Source organism: Stenotrophomonas acidaminiphila, from assembly GCF_014109845.1.
In the GTDB taxonomy this organism is placed as follows: Bacteria; Pseudomonadota; Gammaproteobacteria; order Xanthomonadales; family Xanthomonadaceae; genus Stenotrophomonas; species Stenotrophomonas acidaminiphila.
The window spans coordinates 632,191-648,477 of record NZ_CP043567.1; the positions used below are offsets into that span (position 1 = coordinate 632,191).

The following is a 16,287-nucleotide window of genomic DNA, read 5'->3' on the forward strand; positions in this document are numbered from 1 at the left end:
GAATACGGACGCAGGCGTGCAGTGCGCGCCGGTGCGGGCATGAGTGCTCCCCGTGGGGGTAGGGAGATGGTGCGTACTGCGTTTCCTGCGGTGGCAGCGGCGCCGTCGCGACGCCGCTGCCGGGCACTCAGAAGCTGTACTTGGTGGTGAACTGCACGCGGCTGATGTCGCCCTTGCGGCCGTTCTCGATCTCGCGCACGCCGTACATCAGCTCGGCGCCGATATCGACCTTGGGCATCGGCGTGTAGAACACGTTGCCGCGGATCGACTGCACGCTCTTCGTCACCAGCTGGCCGGTGATCGAGGCGTCGTTGTCGTAGTCGCTGCGCGCGTAGATCAGGTTGGTGCGCAGCTTCGGGGTGAAGGCATGGCGCCAGCCGACGTAGCCGGCGATCACCCCGGTCGGGTCGAGCTCGTCGCGCACCGCGTCCCAGGCGCTGTCGCCGGTGATGCCCAGGCCGATGTAGCGGGCGATGCCCTGGCCGCCGGTGAGCTGGTAGTGCAGCGAATCGCTGCCGCCCATCACCCATTTGCCGCCCAGGGTCAGGCCGCCGCCGGTGGCGGTGGCGTGCGCGCCGGTGGCCTGGTTGTCCACCTTCAGCTGGCGCAGCAGGCCAGCCACGCCGAAAGTGCCCCAGTCGCCCTTCCAGCCGTAGCGCGCGGTCAGGTCGGGCAGCGCGCCGCGGTCGGAGCTGGTGGCGCCGACCAGGGTGGTTTCCGGATTCTCCAGCGATGCGCTGAAGCCGCCCCTGGTGTAACGCACCTGCGCCTGGCGCACGAAGATCACGCCGTCGGTCGGGCCGACGAAGTCCACCGCCTCGGGAATAGAGGCCGCGTCCATGAAGTTGGACCAGGTCTGGCCGGCCAGCCAGTTGTTCCAGTACATGTAGGCATGGCGCAGGGTGACGCCGTAGGTGTTGGTCGCGGTCTGGTTGCCCAGCGCATTGCCGAAGAAATCCATCTCCACCAGCGCGCCGGCCTTGTCGCCGTTCTCGGCCACGTGGTCCACGCCCAGGTTGAAGCGCGAGAACTTGGCGTGGGCGTTGTAGTCCACGCTCGACGCCTTGCCCGAGCCGCCTGCGCCGTGCACCGGCGTCTGTCCCGGCAGGTACAGCGAGCGGCCGGTGGCGTCGTCGGCAAGTTGTCCGTCGCCGGTGCGGGTGGCGAGGAAATCGGCCTTGATGAAGCCGCCGAACTTGAAGGTGGTGCCCGGCGTGGCACCCGGGGTGATGCTGGTCACCTGGATCGGCTGTTTGCCGGCCGGCACCACGGGTCTGGCCGGCGCGGCGGCGGTGGCCGCCTGTTCGGCACGCACCTGCTGCACATCGCCCTGGGCCTGGGCGATGGCGCCCTGCTGTTGCTGCTGGGTGGAGAGCAGCAGCTGCACCTGGCGCTCCAGTTCGGCGACGCGGGCTTCCAGCACCTGTTCCCTGGCGGTGCCGGCAAAGGCCATGCCCGGCGCCAGCAGCGCCACGAACAACGCGGCGGCAAGTGGCCGGCGCACCATCGTCGCAGCGGCCGGGAACGCGCGGCCCGCTGGTTTCAACACGTGTCTGTTCATCAGGTCTGCCTCTCTCCGGCTGGCGTTGACGGCCGCGTCGGTCGCACGGTCAACGGCAGGGTGCGCGGCGTTCGCCGCAGGCGGCTATTCGCCATTAGTCGAAAGCGGGCGGGTATTCGACCATCGTCTAAGCCGCGGGGCAGCGCGCGACTGGGGTGATGCGGCACACTTGGGAGGTCGCGGCCGCGTCGCAGGATGCGGCTCCTCCATTGGTTACAAGTGCAAAGGTGAGGGTATTGCCATGGCTGATCTCTATCCCGTCGATCCCGCGTTCGCCGCCCGGGCGCGGATCGACAAGACCACGTACCAGCAGCAGTACCGCGAATCGGTGGAGCATCCCGATGCGTTCTGGGCCAAGGCCGCCGAGCGCCTGGACTGGTTCACCCGGCCGACCCGGATCAAGAACGTCAGCTACCAGCTGGATGATTTCCGCATCAAGTGGTTCGAGGACGGCGAACTCAACGTCAGCGTGAACTGCCTGGACCGCCAGCTCGCCACCCGCGGCGACAAGACCGCGCTGCTGTTCGAACCGGACAGCCCCGACGCGCCGGCGCAGAAGGTCACCTACCGCGAGCTGCACGAACGCGTGTGCAGGCTCGGCAACGCGCTGCGCAACCTCGGCGTCGGCAAGGGCGACCGCGTCACCATCTACCTGCCGATGATCGTCGATGCCGCGGTGGCGATGCTGGCCTGCGCGCGCATCGGCGCGATCCACTCGGTGGTGTTCGGCGGGTTCGCCGCCAATTCCATCGCCGACCGCGTCGGCGACTGCGGCAGCAAGCTGATCATCACCGCCGACGAAGGCCTGCGCGGCGGCCGCAAGGTGCCGCTGAAGGCCAATGTCGACGCCGCGCTGAAGCTGCCCGGCACCCACACCGTGGAAACCGTGCTGGTGGTGCGCCATACCGGTGCGGCGGTGGACATGCAGGCCCCGCGCGACCGCTGGTTCCATGACGTGGTCGACACCCAGCCGGCGCAGTGCGAGCCGGAGCGCATGAACGCCGAGGACCCGCTGTTCATCCTCTACACGTCCGGTTCCACCGGCAAGCCCAAGGGCGTGCTGCACACCAGCGGCGGCTACCTGCTGTTCGCCGCCTACACCCACGAAGCGGTGTTCGACCTGCGCGAGGACGACATCTACTGGTGCACCGCCGACGTGGGCTGGGTCACCGGCCACAGCTACATCGTCTACGGCCCGCTGGCCAACGGCGCCACCTCGGTGATGTTCGAGGGCGTACCGAACTACCCCAACACCTCGCGCTTCTGGGAGGTGATCGACAAGCACCAGGTCACCATCTTCTATACCGCGCCCACCGCGATCCGCGCGCTGATGCGCGACGGCGAGGAGCCGGTCAAGCGCACCTCGCGCAGGAGCCTGCGCCTGCTCGGCAGCGTCGGCGAACCGATCAACCCCGAAGCCTGGCGCTGGTACCACGACGTGGTCGGCGAGGCGCGCTGCCCGATCGTGGATACCTGGTGGCAGACCGAGACCGGCGGCATCCTGATCTCGCCGCTGCCGGGCGCGATGGACCTCAAGCCCGGCTCGGCCACCCTGCCCTTCTTCGGCGTGCAGCCGGCGCTGGTCAACGCCGACGGCGAGATCCAGGAAGGCGCCACCGAGGGCAACCTGATCATCCGCGACTCGTGGCCGGGCCAGATGCGCACCGTCTACGGCGACCACCAGCGCTTCATCGACACCTACTTCCGCACCTACCCGGGCAGCTACTTCACCGGCGACGGTTGCCGCCGCGACGAGGACGGCTACTACTGGATCACCGGCCGCGTCGACGACGTGATCAACGTCTCCGGCCACCGCATCGGCACCGCCGAAGTGGAAAGCGCGCTGGTCAGCCACCCGAAGGTGGCCGAGGCGGCGGTGGTCGGCTTCCCGCACGACATCAAGGGCCAGGGCATCTACGCCTACGTCACCCTGGTGGCGGGCGAGGCGCAGACCGACGAACTGCTCAAGGAGCTGGTGGCGTGGGTGCGCAAGGAGATCGGCCCGATCGCCGCACCGGACCACCTGCAGTGGGCGCCGGGCCTGCCCAAGACCCGTTCGGGCAAGATCATGCGCCGCATCCTGCGCAAGATCGCCGAGAATGCACCGGACCAGCTCGGCGACACCTCGACCCTGGCCGATCCGTCGGTCGTGGCCTCGCTGGTGGACGAGCGCAAGGTGCGCTGAACCGGCGTGCGGGCACCACGTGGGGGCCGGCACGGCGCGACGGCGACAGCGTTGCCCGCATCGCCCCCCGTCCCTCACGTTCCACCGCCCGCCCCGCCGATGCACGTCCCCGACCCCCGCTTGCCGACTCCTCCCGCCCCCATGCCCACCCTGCTCATCGCCGACGACCACCCGCTGTTCCGCGAAGCGCTGCGCGGGGCGGTGCAGCGGGTGATTCCGGGGGTGCAGCTGCTGGAGGCCGACAGCGTCGAGGCGCTGTATGCGCTGGCCGAGCAGCACCCCGACGCGGACCTGGTGCTGATGGACCTGAACATGCCCGGCGCACAGGGGTTCAACGCGCTGGTGCACCTGCGCTCGCTGCATCCGCAGCTGCCGATCGTGGTGGTGTCCGCGCGCGAGGAGCCGACGGTGATGCGGCGTGCGCTCGACCACGGCGCATTCGGCTTCATTCCCAAATCGGCCGATTCGGACACCATCGGCCATGCCCTGGGCACCATCCTCGATGGCGAGCGCTGGGCGCCGGCGGAGGCGCACAACGTGCCGCCCACCGACCATGAGGAGCGCGAGGTGGGCCAGCGCCTGCGCGAGCTGACCCCGCAGCAGTTCCGGGTGCTGCAGATGCTCGGCGCCGGCCGCCTCAACAAGCAGATCGCCTACGACCTGAACGTGTCCGAGGCCACCATCAAGGCGCATGTCACCGCGATCCTGCGCAAGCTCGGCGTCACCAACCGCACCCAGGCGGTGCTGATGGCAGGCAAGCTGGCCATCGACGACGACAGCATCGTGCTGCCGCCGGAAGAGGACTGAGCCGACACCGGCGTGGCGACGGCGGAGCGGCCTGCCGCCGCCCCGCTGCCGCGCCCGGCGTCAGGCCACGCGTGCCGGCGGCGGCGCGTCGTGGCCGCCCAGCACGAATGTTTCCGCCGCCGCCGCCAGGTCCTGCGCCTGCTCGCGCATGGCCAGCGCCGCCTGCGAGGAGGCCCGGGCGACATTGTCGCTCTGGCGCGTGCCCTCGCCGATACGCCGCAGCAGCCGTTCGACGTCGTCCACCGCACTGACCTGGCGCGCCGACGCCGCGTCGATGCGCGCCATCGCCGTCACCACCTGCTGCACGCGGCCGCCGATGTCCTGCATCGCCTCGCCGCTGCTGTCGACCAGGTGGGCGCCGGCTTCGACCTGCTGCAGCGAGGCATCCACCAGCGCGCGGATCTGCTGCGAGGCTTCGGCCGAGCGCTGCGCCAGCTGCCGCACTTCGCCGGCGACCACCGCGAAGCCGCGGCCGTGGCTGCCGGCGCGCGCCGCTTCCACCGCCGCATTGAGCGCCAGCAGGTTGGTCTGGAACGACAGGCTGTCCACCGTGGCGACGATTTCGCGGATGTGGCGCGAGGACGCGCGCAGCCGCTCCATGCCCGACACCGCGGCGGCGGTGGCTTCGCGCCCGCGCTCGGCGGCGATGCTGGCGGCCTCGGAGACCTCGGCGCTGTGGCGCGCGCTGTCGGCATTCTCGCGCGCCTCCCCGGCCACCGAGCGCACGCGTTGCAACGCGTCGTGCACGTCATCGACCTGCTGCTGGACCTGGGCGGACAGTTCGCGGGTGCCGCCGGCCATGTCGGCCACCGCCGCCTGCACGCTGCCGGCCGACTGCTGGATGCTGGAGACGATAGCGCCGACCTGGCGCATCGCCACTTCCAGCCCCTGCCGCAGCCGCGCGTAGATGCCGCCGCGATCCTCGCGCATGCGCGCGCTCAGGTCGCCGCGGGCGAAGTGGCCGATCACGCGCGTGGCGTCGCCGACCTGCGACTGCACGCTGTCCAGCAGCGCGTTGATGCGCCCGCCCAGCTCCAGCACGAAACCCTGCTTGTCGGCCAGTTCGATGCGGCCTTCCAGGTCGCCGCCGGCGGCAGCGGCGACCACCGCCGCGACCTCGTTGGCGATCACCCGCTCCAGGCGGCGGTCCTGCCATTCCATCACCATTCCCAGCACCCGCTCCTGCTCGAGTACCGGGCTGGCGCGCAGCCAGAACCCGGTGTTGCCCAGCTCCACCTCGGCGTCGATGGTGCCGCCGCCGTCGCGCACCCGGGCCAGCACCGCGGCCACGTCGGGGCCGAGCGTGGCCACCGCGGCGCCGGTTCCGGCCGGCATCTCGACGCCGGCCCGTGCGAAGGTCAGCCGCAGGGCATCGTTGGCGTAGACCACGCAGCCCTCGCCATCGGTCACCAGCACCGCGGCGCGCGCCACGTCCAGCGCCCGGCGCACGCGCTGGTTGGCGAGCGCGGCGATGCGCTCGCTGGCGATGCGTTCGCGCAGGCGCGCCTGCATCTGCATCAGTGCGGTGGCGAGGCGGCCGATCTCGTCGTGCCGGTTGCGCACCACCAGGGTGCCATCCAGGTGGTCGTCGGCGATCGCCCCGGCGAAGGCCGCGGCCGCGGCCAGCGGGCGGTCGATGGCGCGCAGCAGCAGCACCAGCAGCGTCACCAGCAGCACGCCCACGATCAGCACGGTGGCGGCGAAGGCGGCGTTCATCCAGCTGCGCGCGGCAGCCTGCCCGGCCTGTTGCCGCTGCAGCGCGCTGCGCTGGTCGCGCTGCAGGCGCAGGATCACCGGGTCCACCTGCGCGGCATGCTCGTCCAGCGCCTGGGTCTCGCTGTCGACGCCGAAGCGCGCCGCCGCATAGGACAGGAACGCGCCCTGGTAGCGCTGCATCGCCTCGCGCACCTGCGCGCGCACCGGCTCCGGCATGCGTGCGCGCTGCAGCAGCAGTTCGAACGGCATCGCCTCGGCCCCCAGTTCGTCGGCGTACTTCTGTTCGCGGCGCGCGATGAAGTCCTTTTCGTAGCGGCGCATGCTCAGCATCGATACCTGCAGCTCCGGCTCGCGGTAATCGCCGATCAGGTTCTCCACGGTATGCACCGCCGCGCGCAGCTCGCCCTGCATGCCGCTGTCGGCATCGTGGCCGAGCTCGCCGATGCGCTCGTCCAGCAGGCGCGCCGATTCCAGGTAGGCCTGCAGCGCGGCAGCCAGCGCGGGCGGCCACGGCTCGGCGCCGGGCACCGGCGCCAATGCCTGGCCCAGCTGCGCACGCGCCTTGCCGAAAGCCTGCCCGGCGGTGGTCGAAAACGACATGGCATACTCGGCCTGCGCGCGCCGGGTCTCGGCGAAGGCCCGGGCCAGGCGCTCCAGCCGCGCCGCGTCCTGCTGGTAGCGTTGCAGCCGCTGGTCGGCGGCGCGGGTGCCGGCGCTGAGCCAGGCATAGGCCGAGCCGATGACGGCCAGGCCGACCACCAGCGCCAGCAGGCTCAGCCGCAGCTTCTGGGCGATTCCAAGCGGGAACTTCATTGCACGACTCCGGGCGTGGGGACGCCTCTGGATCGGCCGCCGGCGCACAACCTTTAGGACGTTTCGCGAGCGGGGGGCGTGCCGGTCGCCGCGCGCGGCGCAATGAAGCCAGCGGGTGATGACAGCTGCATGTCAGCCCCGCCCACGCCCGTCCCCGCCTGCACGGCGACGGCCGCGACGGCGTGCTAGAATCCGCGCTCCCTTGGGGAGTAGCCTGCTTCCAGCGTCTGGAAGCGCACGCGTCAACACACTCGACCATTGCGTCGTGGCGCGTGCGACCGGTTCCACGGTTGGCGAGACCAACGGCATGCGAGCGCAACGTCAGGTCGGGCGCGCCGCGTGCCGTCCGTGTCCGCCCGGCCAGGAAAACCCGATGTCCCCTCTGTCCATCCTTCTCATCGGCTTCGCCATGTCCACCGATGCCTTCGCCGCCGCGATCGGCAAGGGTGCGGCGATGCGCCGGCCGCGCCTGCCCGACGCGCTGCGCGCCGGCCTGATCTTCGGCGTGATCGAAGCCATCACCCCGCTGCTCGGCTGGCTGCTGGGCCGCGCCACCTCGCAGTACGTCGAAGCGTTCGACCACTGGATCGCGTTCGTGCTGCTCGGCGCGCTGGGCGTGCACATGATCGTCGCCGGGCTGCGCCCGGATGCCGAAGAGGAAACCCAGGAACCCGGCGACAACCGCCACCACCGCTTCTGGACGCTGGCCGCCACCGGCCTGGCCACCAGCATCGACGCGGCGGCGATCGGCGTGAGCCTGGCCTTCCTGGACGTGCACATCGGCGTGGTGGCGCTGGTCATCGGCCTGTGCACGCTGGTCATGGTGACCCTGGGCATCATGCTCGGCCGCGTGCTCGGGGCGCTGGTCGGCAAGCGCGCGGAGATCGTCGGCGGCGTGATCCTGATCGTCATCGGCGCCAGCATCCTGTACGAGCACCTGCACGGCGCGGCCTGAGCGCAGGACCGCGGCGGCGGCCGGGCACGCCGGCGGCATCGCCCCGCCGGCAGGTCCGTCAGCGCGCCGGCCTCAGCGCAGCGCGGTCAGGAAGGCGCGCAGCGAGGCCGGCTTCACCGGCTTGGTCAGCACCCGGTAGCCGCGCTCGCGCGCCAGCCGCTTCAGCTCGTCGCGGCCATCGGCGGTGAGCAGCGCGCCGGGCAGCGGGCGGCCGGCGGCCCCGCGCAGCGCGACCAGCGCGTCGAGCCCGTCCATGCGGTCGTGCAGGTGGTAGTCCACCAGCATCACGTCGGGCCGCTCGGCGATCTTCTCCAGCGCCATGTCCACGGTACTGGCCGCGATCACCTGCACCTTCCAGCGGCCAAGCAGCGCGCGCATGCCGTCGAGGATCTCCTGGTCGTTGTCCACGCACAGCACGCGCAGGCCGGCCAGCGCCTCGTCGCCGCCGAACGCCGGCATGGCGCGCGGCGGCGGCGCCACCGCAGGCGTCGGCACGCGCGGCAGGGTGATGGAGAACATGCTGCCGCGGCCGGGTTGGCTGCGTGCATCCAGGCCATGGCCGAGCAGCCGCGAGATGCGCTGGCAGATCGACAGGCCCAGGCCCAGGCCCTGTTCGCCCCAGTCGAACGGCTGCTGGTAGCGGTGGAACTCGTTGAAGATCTGCTGCATGTGGTGCTCGGGGATACCGGGACCGGTATCCCACACCTGCAGCTCGACCTGGCCACCACGCACCCGCAGCGCCAGTACGATGCGCCCGCTGCGGGTGTAGCGCAGCGCGTTGGCCATGAAGTTCTGCAGCACCCGGCGCAGCAGGCGGCGGTCGCTGCGCACCCACGCCTGGCGCGCGAACACGTGCAGGCGCAGCCCCCGCCCGGCCGCCACCGGGGTGTATTGCGCGGCCAGTTCGCGCACCAGCACCGCGGCATCGAAATCGGTGACGGTCGGACGCAGGCCGCCGGCATCCAGCCGCGACACGTCGAGCAGGCCGTCGAGCAGCTCTTCGGCCGCACGCAGCGAGGCGTCCACGCGTTCGGCCAGGTGGCGCTGCTCGTCGCCTTCCTGCAGGCCGTCGCGCAGCGCCGAGGCGAACAGGCGCGCGGCGTTGAGCGGCTGCAGCACGTCATGGCTGATGGCGGCCAGGAAGCGGGTCTTGGACTGCTGCGCCGCCTCGGCCGCCTGCGAGCGCTCGGCCACCCGCTGCTCCAGGGTCTCGTTGGCCTCCAGCAGCGCCTGCTCGGCGCGCTTGAAGTCGCTGATGTCGTTGTAGCTGGTGACGTAACCGCCGCCGGGCAGGGCCTGGCCGCGCAGCTCGATCACCTTGCCGTCGGCGCCGGTACGCTCGAACACGTGCGGCGTGCCGGCGCGCATGTGGCCGATGCGCCGGTTGATCTGCATCTCGATGTCGCCTTCGCCCAGCTCGCCGCGCTCGGCGTTGTAGCGGATCAGGTCGGCGACCGGGCGGCCGACGTAAAGCATGCCATCGGGATAGCCGAACATCTGCTGGTAGCGGCGGTTCCACGCGGTCAGGCGCATGTCCGGATCGACCACGCTGACCCCGGCGCTGATGTTCTCCAGCGTGGTGGACAGGATCTCGCGGTTGAAACGCAGCTCCTGCCCGGCCTCGTCCAGCACCGCCACCACTTCGCCCAGGTCCATGCCCGAACCGCGCAGCAGGCTGGTCAGCAGCAGGCGCGCCGAGGCGGCGCCGATGGACGCGGCCAGCAGGCGCTCGGTGAACTGCACCCAGGCGCGGTCGGCGGCGGCGGCCGGCTGGAACTCGCGCTGCAGCGCCTGCGCCTGTTCGACGAAAGCGCGCCGCGCGCGCACGTCGCCGACCACGCGCGTGGCCAGCGCCAGCAGGTCGCGCACCTTGACGTGCGCCGGCCAGTCGCCGGCCACCGCCGGGCGCCGCGCGTACGGCTCCAGGAACGGCGCCACGCGCAGCCGTTCGGCCACCCCCGGGCGCCAGCGCATCGACACCAGCAGCATGGTGGCGGTGTTGAGCAGCAGCGACCAGAACGTGCCATGGGTCAGCGGGTCCCAGCCACGCAGGCCGAACAGCTGTTCGGGCCGCAGCCAGCCGATGCCGAACGGGCCGCGCTCGACCAGCCCCACGTCCAGCCAGCCGCCATGGCAGAGCGCCGGCAGCAGCAGCGTGTAGATCCACAACGCGAAGCCCACCGCCATGCCGGTGCCGACGCCGCGGCGGCTCGCGCCGCGCCAGTACAGGCCGCCGATCAGGCCGGGGGCGAACTGCGCCACCGCGGCGAACGCCATCAGCCCGTAGGTCGCGAGCATGGTGTCGTTGTTGCTGCCGCGGTAGTAGCCGTACGCCACCAGCGCCAGCAGCAGGATCGCCAGGCGGCGGATCCACAACACGCGCGAGGCGACGTCGGCGGCCTCGCGGTGGTCGCCGCTGCGGCGCAGCAGCAGCGGCATCACCAGATCGTTGCTGATCATGGTCGCCAGCGCGATCGAGGAGACGATCACCATGCCGGTCGCCGCGGAGAAGCCACCGACGTAGGCGACCAGCGCCAGCGCGGTGTTGCCGCTGCTCATCGGCAGCGCCAGCACCAGCGCGTCGTCGACCACGCCGCCGCCGCCGAGCAGGGCGTTGCCGGCCACCGCGATCGGCACGATCATCAGCGAGATCAGGACCAGATAGCCGCCGAACAGCCAGCGCGCGCGGCGCACGTCGCCGACGTCGCCGCATTCCACCACCGCCACGTGGAACTGGCGCGGCAGGCAGATCAGCGCCAGGAAGCTGAGCAGGGTCTGCGAGACGAAGCCCACCGGCGGCGTGCCCTCGAACAGGGTGCGTGCCGACGCCACCACCGCGGTGCCGCGGTCGGACAGCCAGACGTAGGCGAACACCCCGACCGCCACCATCGCCAGCAGCTTGATCATCGATTCCAGGGCGATGGCCAGCATCATGCCGTGGTGGTGCTCGGTGGCGTCCACCTGGCGGGTGCCGAACAACGTGGCGAACAGGGCCATCAGCAGCGCCACGTACAGCGCCGGATCGGTGAGCACGCCGCCGCCGCCGCTGTCGCCGGTGAGCACCTGCAGGCTCATCGCCACCGCCTTGTACTGCAGCGCCAGGTACGGCACCACGCCGATCAGCGCGATCACCGCCACCAGCGCGGCCAGCCGCCGCGAGCGACCGTAGCGGGAGGAAATGAAATCGGCGATGGAGACCACGTTCTCGCTGCGCGCGATCAGCGCCAGCCGTTCGATGATGCGCCAGCCGAACAGCAGCAGCAGCAGCGGCCCCAGGTAGATCGGCAGGTAACCGATGCCGTAGCGCACCGCGGTGCCGACCGCGCCGTAGAAGGTCCACGACGAGCAGTACACCGCCAGCGCCAGGCTGTAGATCACCGGCCGCAGCCACGGCCGGTCCGGGTACATCGGCCGATGGTCGCCCCACCACGCCACGCCGAACAGCAGCGCGGCATAGCCGAGCGAAACCAGCAGCAGGATCCAGCTTGAGACCAAGGACGCGTTTCCGGACGGGCCGTGCCGCAGTGTAGCCGCTGCACGGCCCGCACCGTGGCGGCCGTGCGGCGCGGCTCAGCAGGGGATCGTTTCGCCGCCCCCGGCCGGCGCCGCCGGCTCGACGGACAACGCCCGCGCCGGCAGGTACAGATGGAACCGGGTGCCTTCGCCCGGCGCGCTGTCCACTTCGATGCGGCCGTCGGCCGCGGCGATCAGGTTGACCGCCACCGCCAGGCCCAGGCCGGTGCCCTGGCCGCTGGGCTTGGTGGTGAAGAACGGCTCCATGCAGCGCAGCCGCACCTCCTCGCTCATGCCATGGCCGCTGTCGCTCACTTCGATCCGCAGTTCGTTGCCCGGCTCCGGGCAGGACAACGCCAGCCGGAAGGTGCCGCCGTCGGGCATGGCCTGCCGCGCATTGGCGGCCAGGCTCAACAGCACCAGCTCCAGCTGCGCCGGGTCGAAATGGATCTGGCACTGCACCTGGCCGGTGTCCAGCTCGAACACCATGCGCGTGTCGAACAGCTGGCGCAGCATCGGCTCCATCGCGGCGATGGTCGGCGCCGCGTCCAGCAGCTGCGGCCGCGCCACGTCCTGGCGGCTGAAATCCAGCAGCCGGCGGGTGACCGCGCCGGCGCGCCGTGCCGCCGACTCCACGCCCTGCAGCGCCGCCTTCAGCTCCGCCGGATCGTCGCTGCGACGGCCCTTGCCGGCATATCCCATGATCAGCGCCAGCAGATGGTTGAAATCGTGCGCTACGCCGCTGGCCAGCCGGCCGACGTTCTCGATCTTCAGCGCGTGCACCAGCTGCTCGCGCGAGCGCTCCTTTTCCTGCATTTCCAGTTGCAGCGCGTCGCGCTTGCGCGCCAGGTCGGCGCCGCGGCGGCGGGCGATGCGCAGGTTGTCGCGCAGCGCGGACAGCGACTGGTCCAGCACGAACGCCACCACCAGCGTGCCGAAGCCGGCCAGCACCAGGTCGCGCAACGCCAGCTCCACGCGCGCGGGCAGGTAGAAGGCGGCGGCCGCGTCCAGCCATGCGCCCAGCACCAGCAGCGCAGCCAGCCAGGCGGTGGCCAGCCACAGCGCCCGGCGGCCCAGCAGCGCACCGGCCAGCAGCACCGGCAGCAGCTGCAGCAGTTGCCCGTGCATCTGCGCGCGCAGGCCCCAGTAGCCATAGGCCACCGAGCTCAGCACCAGGTTGAGCACCACGAAGACCATCACCGACAGGTGCAGGCGCCGGCGCCGCAGCAGCTCCAGCGAAGCCAGGCAGGCCAGCATGCCGGCCACGCCCAGCACCTGCCCCAGCCCCCCGCTCCCCGGCGGACCCCACAGCAGGAGCAGCAACTGGTAGCCGGCCACGGCGAGCAGCAGGCGCTGCAGCATCGCCATGGCGCGGGCCTCGGTGGCGTCGACCACGGCCGGCGGCCCGCGACGGTCGGTGGCGCGGCGCGACGTGGCCTGGTCTTCGGGCCGGGTAGTTCGGGAAGGCATCGGGCGGAATCCCCGGCACGGCGGGTTGCCGCGCGATACATGGAAAGACGCCGCTATATTACGGACCCACCGTCGTCCAAGCGCCCACGCGCGTGCCGGGGACGGCCCGCAGCCGCGGCGGCGGGGCGATGCGGCGCCCGGCGCGCAGGGAGTGCGGCTATATTAGCGACGTCCGTTGCCGGACCTTCCGCGCCGCCGCCCGGCCGGACTTTCCCCCGCCAGGAAACACCGGACGCCATGCTCCCACCGCTTCGTGTCATTCGATTCCGCTGCCTGTTGCCCTGGGCGGTGCTGGCAACGGCCCTGGCCGGCCCCGCGGGTGCCCAGGGCACGGACGCCGACATACGGCTGATGGACCAGGTCATGCGCTGCCATACGATGGTGCACGGTGCCCCGCGCGAAGCGCTGGCGATGGCCACGAAGCTGCTGTCCACACCGGCGCTGCCGGCGGTGGTGGAGATAGGCGCCGAAGGTTGCCGCGGCTTCGCCCGGCAGCTGCTCGGCCAGGGCGACGCCAGCCTGGAATCGGCGGCGCGGGTGCAGGCGTTGCTGCAGACGGCGGAATTGCCCACCATCGAACGCAGCCGGGCGATGCAGATGGCGGCCACGCTGCTGCAGCGCAATGGCCAGACCGCCGAGGGCCTGCAACTGCTCGAGTCGATGCTCGAACGCGGCATCGCCGAAGGCGACGTAGGCAGCCAGATCACCGCGCTGAGCGGCATCGCCCTGATCCGCGCCGAGCAGATGGACGACCCCGAGGGGGCGCTGCATTACCAGCAGCAGGCGCTGGCGCTGTCCGACCACCTGCGCCGGCCGCCGCTGCCGCAGGACGTGATGCTGCACTACAACCACGGCTATACGCTGCTGCGGCTCAGGCGCCATGACGAGGCGGAGCGCGCCTTCGCGCGTGCCGAGTCGATCGCCAACCGCGTGTCCAACCAGGACGTGATGCTGCACCGGATCCGCAGCCACCGGGCCGAGATCCAGCGTGCCGGCGGGCACCTGGAGGCGGCCCGGGCGCAGTTCCTGGCCGTGCTGCCGTGGCAGGCGCAGAACGATCCGCTCGGGCAGATCGTCACCCTGCAGCGGCTGGCGCGGATCGCACTGGAACAGGCGCAACCGCAGCAGGCCCGGGATCTCGGCGAGAAGGCGCTGGCGCTGGCCGAAGCCGGCAAGTTCCCCGGAGGCGCGCGCGACAGCCTGGACCTGCTGGCGGAGACCAGCGTGGCACTCGGCAATACCGCCCAGGCGCGCGACTACCTGCGCCAGGCCAGGCAGATCGACCAGGCACAGATGAAAGGCGACAACCTCAATCGCCTGGCCAGGCTGCAGGCCACGGCCGAGCAGGCGCTGGACCCGATCCGCATCAACGCCGTCCAGGAGGCCAGCCGCGACCGCCTGCTGCGCAATGCCGCGCTGGCCGCGGTGGCGGTCCTGCTGCTGGGCGGCGGCGGCCTGTACCTGCGCATGCGCCGCCAGCAGCGGCGGCTGCGCAGGCTCGGCACCATCGACGCGCTCACCGGGCTGCCGAACCGGCGCGAGGCGCAACGCCTGCTGGACGCCACCATGTCAGTGCGCACCGGCGACACGCGCAGCGCGGTGCTGCTGCTGGAGATCGATGGCTTCAAGGCCCTCAACGACCTGCACGGTCATGACGCCGGCGACCTGCTGCTGCGCGCGGTGGCCGAAGAACTGGTGCGCGGCAGCGACCAGCACGACCACGTGGCGCGCTGGGGCGGGGCGACCTTCGTGGTGATCCGCGCCAACACCACCCAGGCCGCGGCGTTCGCATTGGCCGCGCACCTGTGCCGCTGCATCGAGCGGCTGCAGGTGGATGTCGCGCCGGGCCAGTGCCTGACCCCCAGCATGTCCGCCGGCGTGGCCCCGCATCCGCTGTTCCCGGGGACCGCCGCCAGCCATGCCGAGACCCTGCGTGCGGCCAGCCGGGCGCTGCAGGTGGCGCGCCGCAGCGGCATCGGCACCTGGGCCGGGCTGTGGGGCCTGGCCGAGGGCCGCAACGTCGACCTGTACAGCATCCTGCGCGATCCGGAACATGCGCTGGCGCAGGGCTGGATCATGATCGGCGGCGGCCGGCCGATGTCGTGGGCACCGCCGCGCGACGTCGGTGCCCCGCCAGCGCGGGACGAAAACCGGGGCCAGAGTCGGATTTCCCATCTGCCTTGAACCCGGGATCCGGCGGCCACGCGCACGCGACAGCCGACTCCGAGCCCTGTTTTTCACGCGACGCGGCGATTACCGGGCCAGCTCGAAGCGCACTTCGACCCGGCGGTTGGGCAGCAGGCATTCCAGCAGCGCGGCGCGCGGCTTGACGCCATCGCACTGCTGCACCTGCTGGGTATCGCCACGGTATTCGTAGCGGATCCGGTCGGCGGCGATGCCGCGGCCGATCAGCAGCTCGCGAACCGTCTGCGCGCGACGCTGCGACAGGCCCTGGTTGTAGTCGAAGCCCTTGCCCTGCATGCGGTCGGCATGCCCGACCAGGGTGACGCCGGCCAGTTCGCGCTGCTCCCCGGCCAGGGTGGCCAGCGCGCGGTCGATGCTCTCCAGCGAGTAGGTACGGATGTCCTTGCGGCCATCGCGGTCGAACTCGAACAGCACGTTGGCGATCAGCGGGCCGGGCGTCGGCGCCACGGCAGCAGGCGCCACGGCGCACTGGCGTGCCAACGCCTCGGCGTCGTTGACCAGGTCTTCGGCGATCTGGATGTACGGCTTGGAATGGCGCCACTGCTGCTGGTTGAATTCATTGCCGGCGTGCACCAGCTCGACCTCGCCGCAGGCCACGGCCTGCTGCGCGCAGCTGAAGCCCGGGGTGCCGTGGATCGCCTTCAGGCGCTGCCACAGGTCGTCGCGCAGGTACTTGGCGTTGTTGACCAGGGGCGTATCGGTCGGGATCGGCGAGACGCCGTTCTCCATGGCCACGATCAGCTTCTCCGACTCGGTCAGCGCTTGCTGCGGGAACGCGCTGCGGTCGTTGCGGGTGTATTCGTGGAAGGACACGTCCAGCCAGCACTGCGCCTTGGACAGGTGGTAGTCGCGCACCGGGCGGCCGGCGTCGTTGAGCGCCTGGATGCGGCCCTGCGTGGCTTCGTAGCCCTGCAGGTCGGCGTGGATGGCCTCGTCGGTGATGCGTTTTTCCTGCGGGTTGAGCCGGGTCTGCTGGGCGGCGGCAGTGCCGGCCAGGGCGGACAGGAGGGCGGTCGCCAGCAGCGCGCGGGACAGGGTGGAACGGGTATGCGGGAGAGTCAT

Annotated in this window: 9 protein-coding genes and 1 riboswitch; of the genes, 4 read left to right on the forward strand and 5 right to left on the reverse strand. The window is 71.4% G+C overall.

Features of this window, described 5'->3' with window-relative positions; genetic code table 11:
• Positions 1 to 127 precede the first annotated feature (127 nt).
• Positions 128 to 1,561, reverse strand: a complete 1,434-nt coding sequence (locus F0P95_RS03090) for a DcaP family trimeric outer membrane transporter (protein WP_232528749.1) — start codon at positions 1,559 to 1,561, stop codon at positions 128 to 130.
• A gap of 241 nt (positions 1,562 to 1,802) precedes the next feature.
• Here F0P95_RS03090 and acs point away from each other — a divergent pair, with 241 nt between their 5' ends.
• Both acs and F0P95_RS03100 read left to right on the forward strand, forming a co-directional pair.
• Positions 1,803 to 3,746 (forward strand): acetate--CoA ligase, encoded by a 1,944-nt coding sequence (gene acs, locus F0P95_RS03095; RefSeq protein ID WP_182335652.1) that lies wholly within the window; start codon positions 1,803 to 1,805, stop codon positions 3,744 to 3,746.
• A gap of 141 nt (positions 3,747 to 3,887) precedes the next feature.
• Positions 3,888 to 4,553 (forward strand): response regulator transcription factor, encoded by a 666-nt coding sequence (locus F0P95_RS03100; RefSeq protein WP_054668422.1) that lies wholly within the window; start codon positions 3,888 to 3,890, stop codon positions 4,551 to 4,553.
• A 60-nt stretch (positions 4,554 to 4,613) separates the two neighbouring features.
• Here the strand turns inward: F0P95_RS03100 and F0P95_RS03105 are convergent, their stop codons facing one another.
• A complete protein-coding gene (locus F0P95_RS03105) occupies positions 4,614 to 7,082 on the reverse strand; it encodes a methyl-accepting chemotaxis protein (RefSeq protein WP_182335653.1) in 2,469 nt (822 codons plus the stop codon).
• Positions 7,083 to 7,284: 202 nt separating this feature from the next.
• Positions 7,285 to 7,447, forward strand: a riboswitch (yybP-ykoY riboswitch).
• An 8-nt stretch (positions 7,448 to 7,455) separates the two neighbouring features.
• Here F0P95_RS03105 and F0P95_RS03110 point away from each other — a divergent pair.
• Entirely contained in the window at positions 7,456 to 8,037 is a 582-nt protein-coding gene (locus F0P95_RS03110) for a manganese efflux pump MntP (protein WP_182335654.1), read from the forward strand.
• Between the two features lie 72 nt (positions 8,038 to 8,109).
• Here the strand turns inward: F0P95_RS03110 and F0P95_RS03115 are convergent, their stop codons facing one another.
• Both F0P95_RS03115 and F0P95_RS03120 read right to left on the reverse strand, forming a co-directional pair.
• Positions 8,110 to 11,532, reverse strand: a complete 3,423-nt coding sequence (locus F0P95_RS03115; RefSeq protein ID WP_182335655.1) for a hybrid sensor histidine kinase/response regulator — start codon at positions 11,530 to 11,532, stop codon at positions 8,110 to 8,112.
• Positions 11,533 to 11,607: 75 nt separating this feature from the next.
• Positions 11,608 to 13,020 (reverse strand): sensor histidine kinase, encoded by a 1,413-nt coding sequence (locus F0P95_RS03120; RefSeq protein WP_182335656.1) that lies wholly within the window; start codon positions 13,018 to 13,020, stop codon positions 11,608 to 11,610.
• Positions 13,021 to 13,383: 363 nt separating this feature from the next.
• On the opposite strand from F0P95_RS03120, the gene F0P95_RS03125 reads away from it, so the two are divergent.
• Positions 13,384 to 15,204, forward strand: coding sequence for a GGDEF domain-containing protein (locus F0P95_RS03125; protein WP_182335657.1), 1,821 nt, complete (start codon positions 13,384 to 13,386; stop codon positions 15,202 to 15,204).
• Positions 15,205 to 15,273: 69 nt separating this feature from the next.
• Here the strand turns inward: F0P95_RS03125 and F0P95_RS03130 are convergent, their stop codons facing one another.
• Positions 15,274 to 16,287 carry an OmpA family protein gene (locus tag F0P95_RS03130; protein WP_182335658.1) on the reverse strand — a complete coding sequence of 338 codons (1,014 nt, stop codon included), beginning with the start codon at positions 16,285 to 16,287 and terminating at the stop codon, positions 15,274 to 15,276.

Bases quoted from the DNA above. Each gene is read 5' to 3' on its own strand.
- F0P95_RS03090 (WP_232528749.1), bottom strand. From the start codon at position 1,561: ATGAACAGACACGTGTTGAAACCAGCGGGCCGCGCGTTCCCGGCCGCT.
- acs (WP_182335652.1), top strand. From the start codon at position 1,803: ATGGCTGATCTCTATCCCGTCGATCCCGCGTTCGCCGCCCGGGCGCGG.
- F0P95_RS03100 (WP_054668422.1), top strand. From the start codon at position 3,888: ATGCCCACCCTGCTCATCGCCGACGACCACCCGCTGTTCCGCGAAGCG.
- F0P95_RS03105 (WP_182335653.1), bottom strand. From the start codon at position 7,082: ATGAAGTTCCCGCTTGGAATCGCCCAGAAGCTGCGGCTGAGCCTGCTG.
- F0P95_RS03110 (WP_182335654.1), top strand. From the start codon at position 7,456: ATGTCCCCTCTGTCCATCCTTCTCATCGGCTTCGCCATGTCCACCGAT.
- F0P95_RS03120 (WP_182335656.1), bottom strand. From the start codon at position 13,020: ATGCCTTCCCGAACTACCCGGCCCGAAGACCAGGCCACGTCGCGCCGC.
- F0P95_RS03125 (WP_182335657.1), top strand. From the start codon at position 13,384: ATGCGCTGCCATACGATGGTGCACGGTGCCCCGCGCGAAGCGCTGGCG.
- F0P95_RS03130 (WP_182335658.1), bottom strand. From the start codon at position 16,287: ATGACTCTCCCGCATACCCGTTCCACCCTGTCCCGCGCGCTGCTGGCG.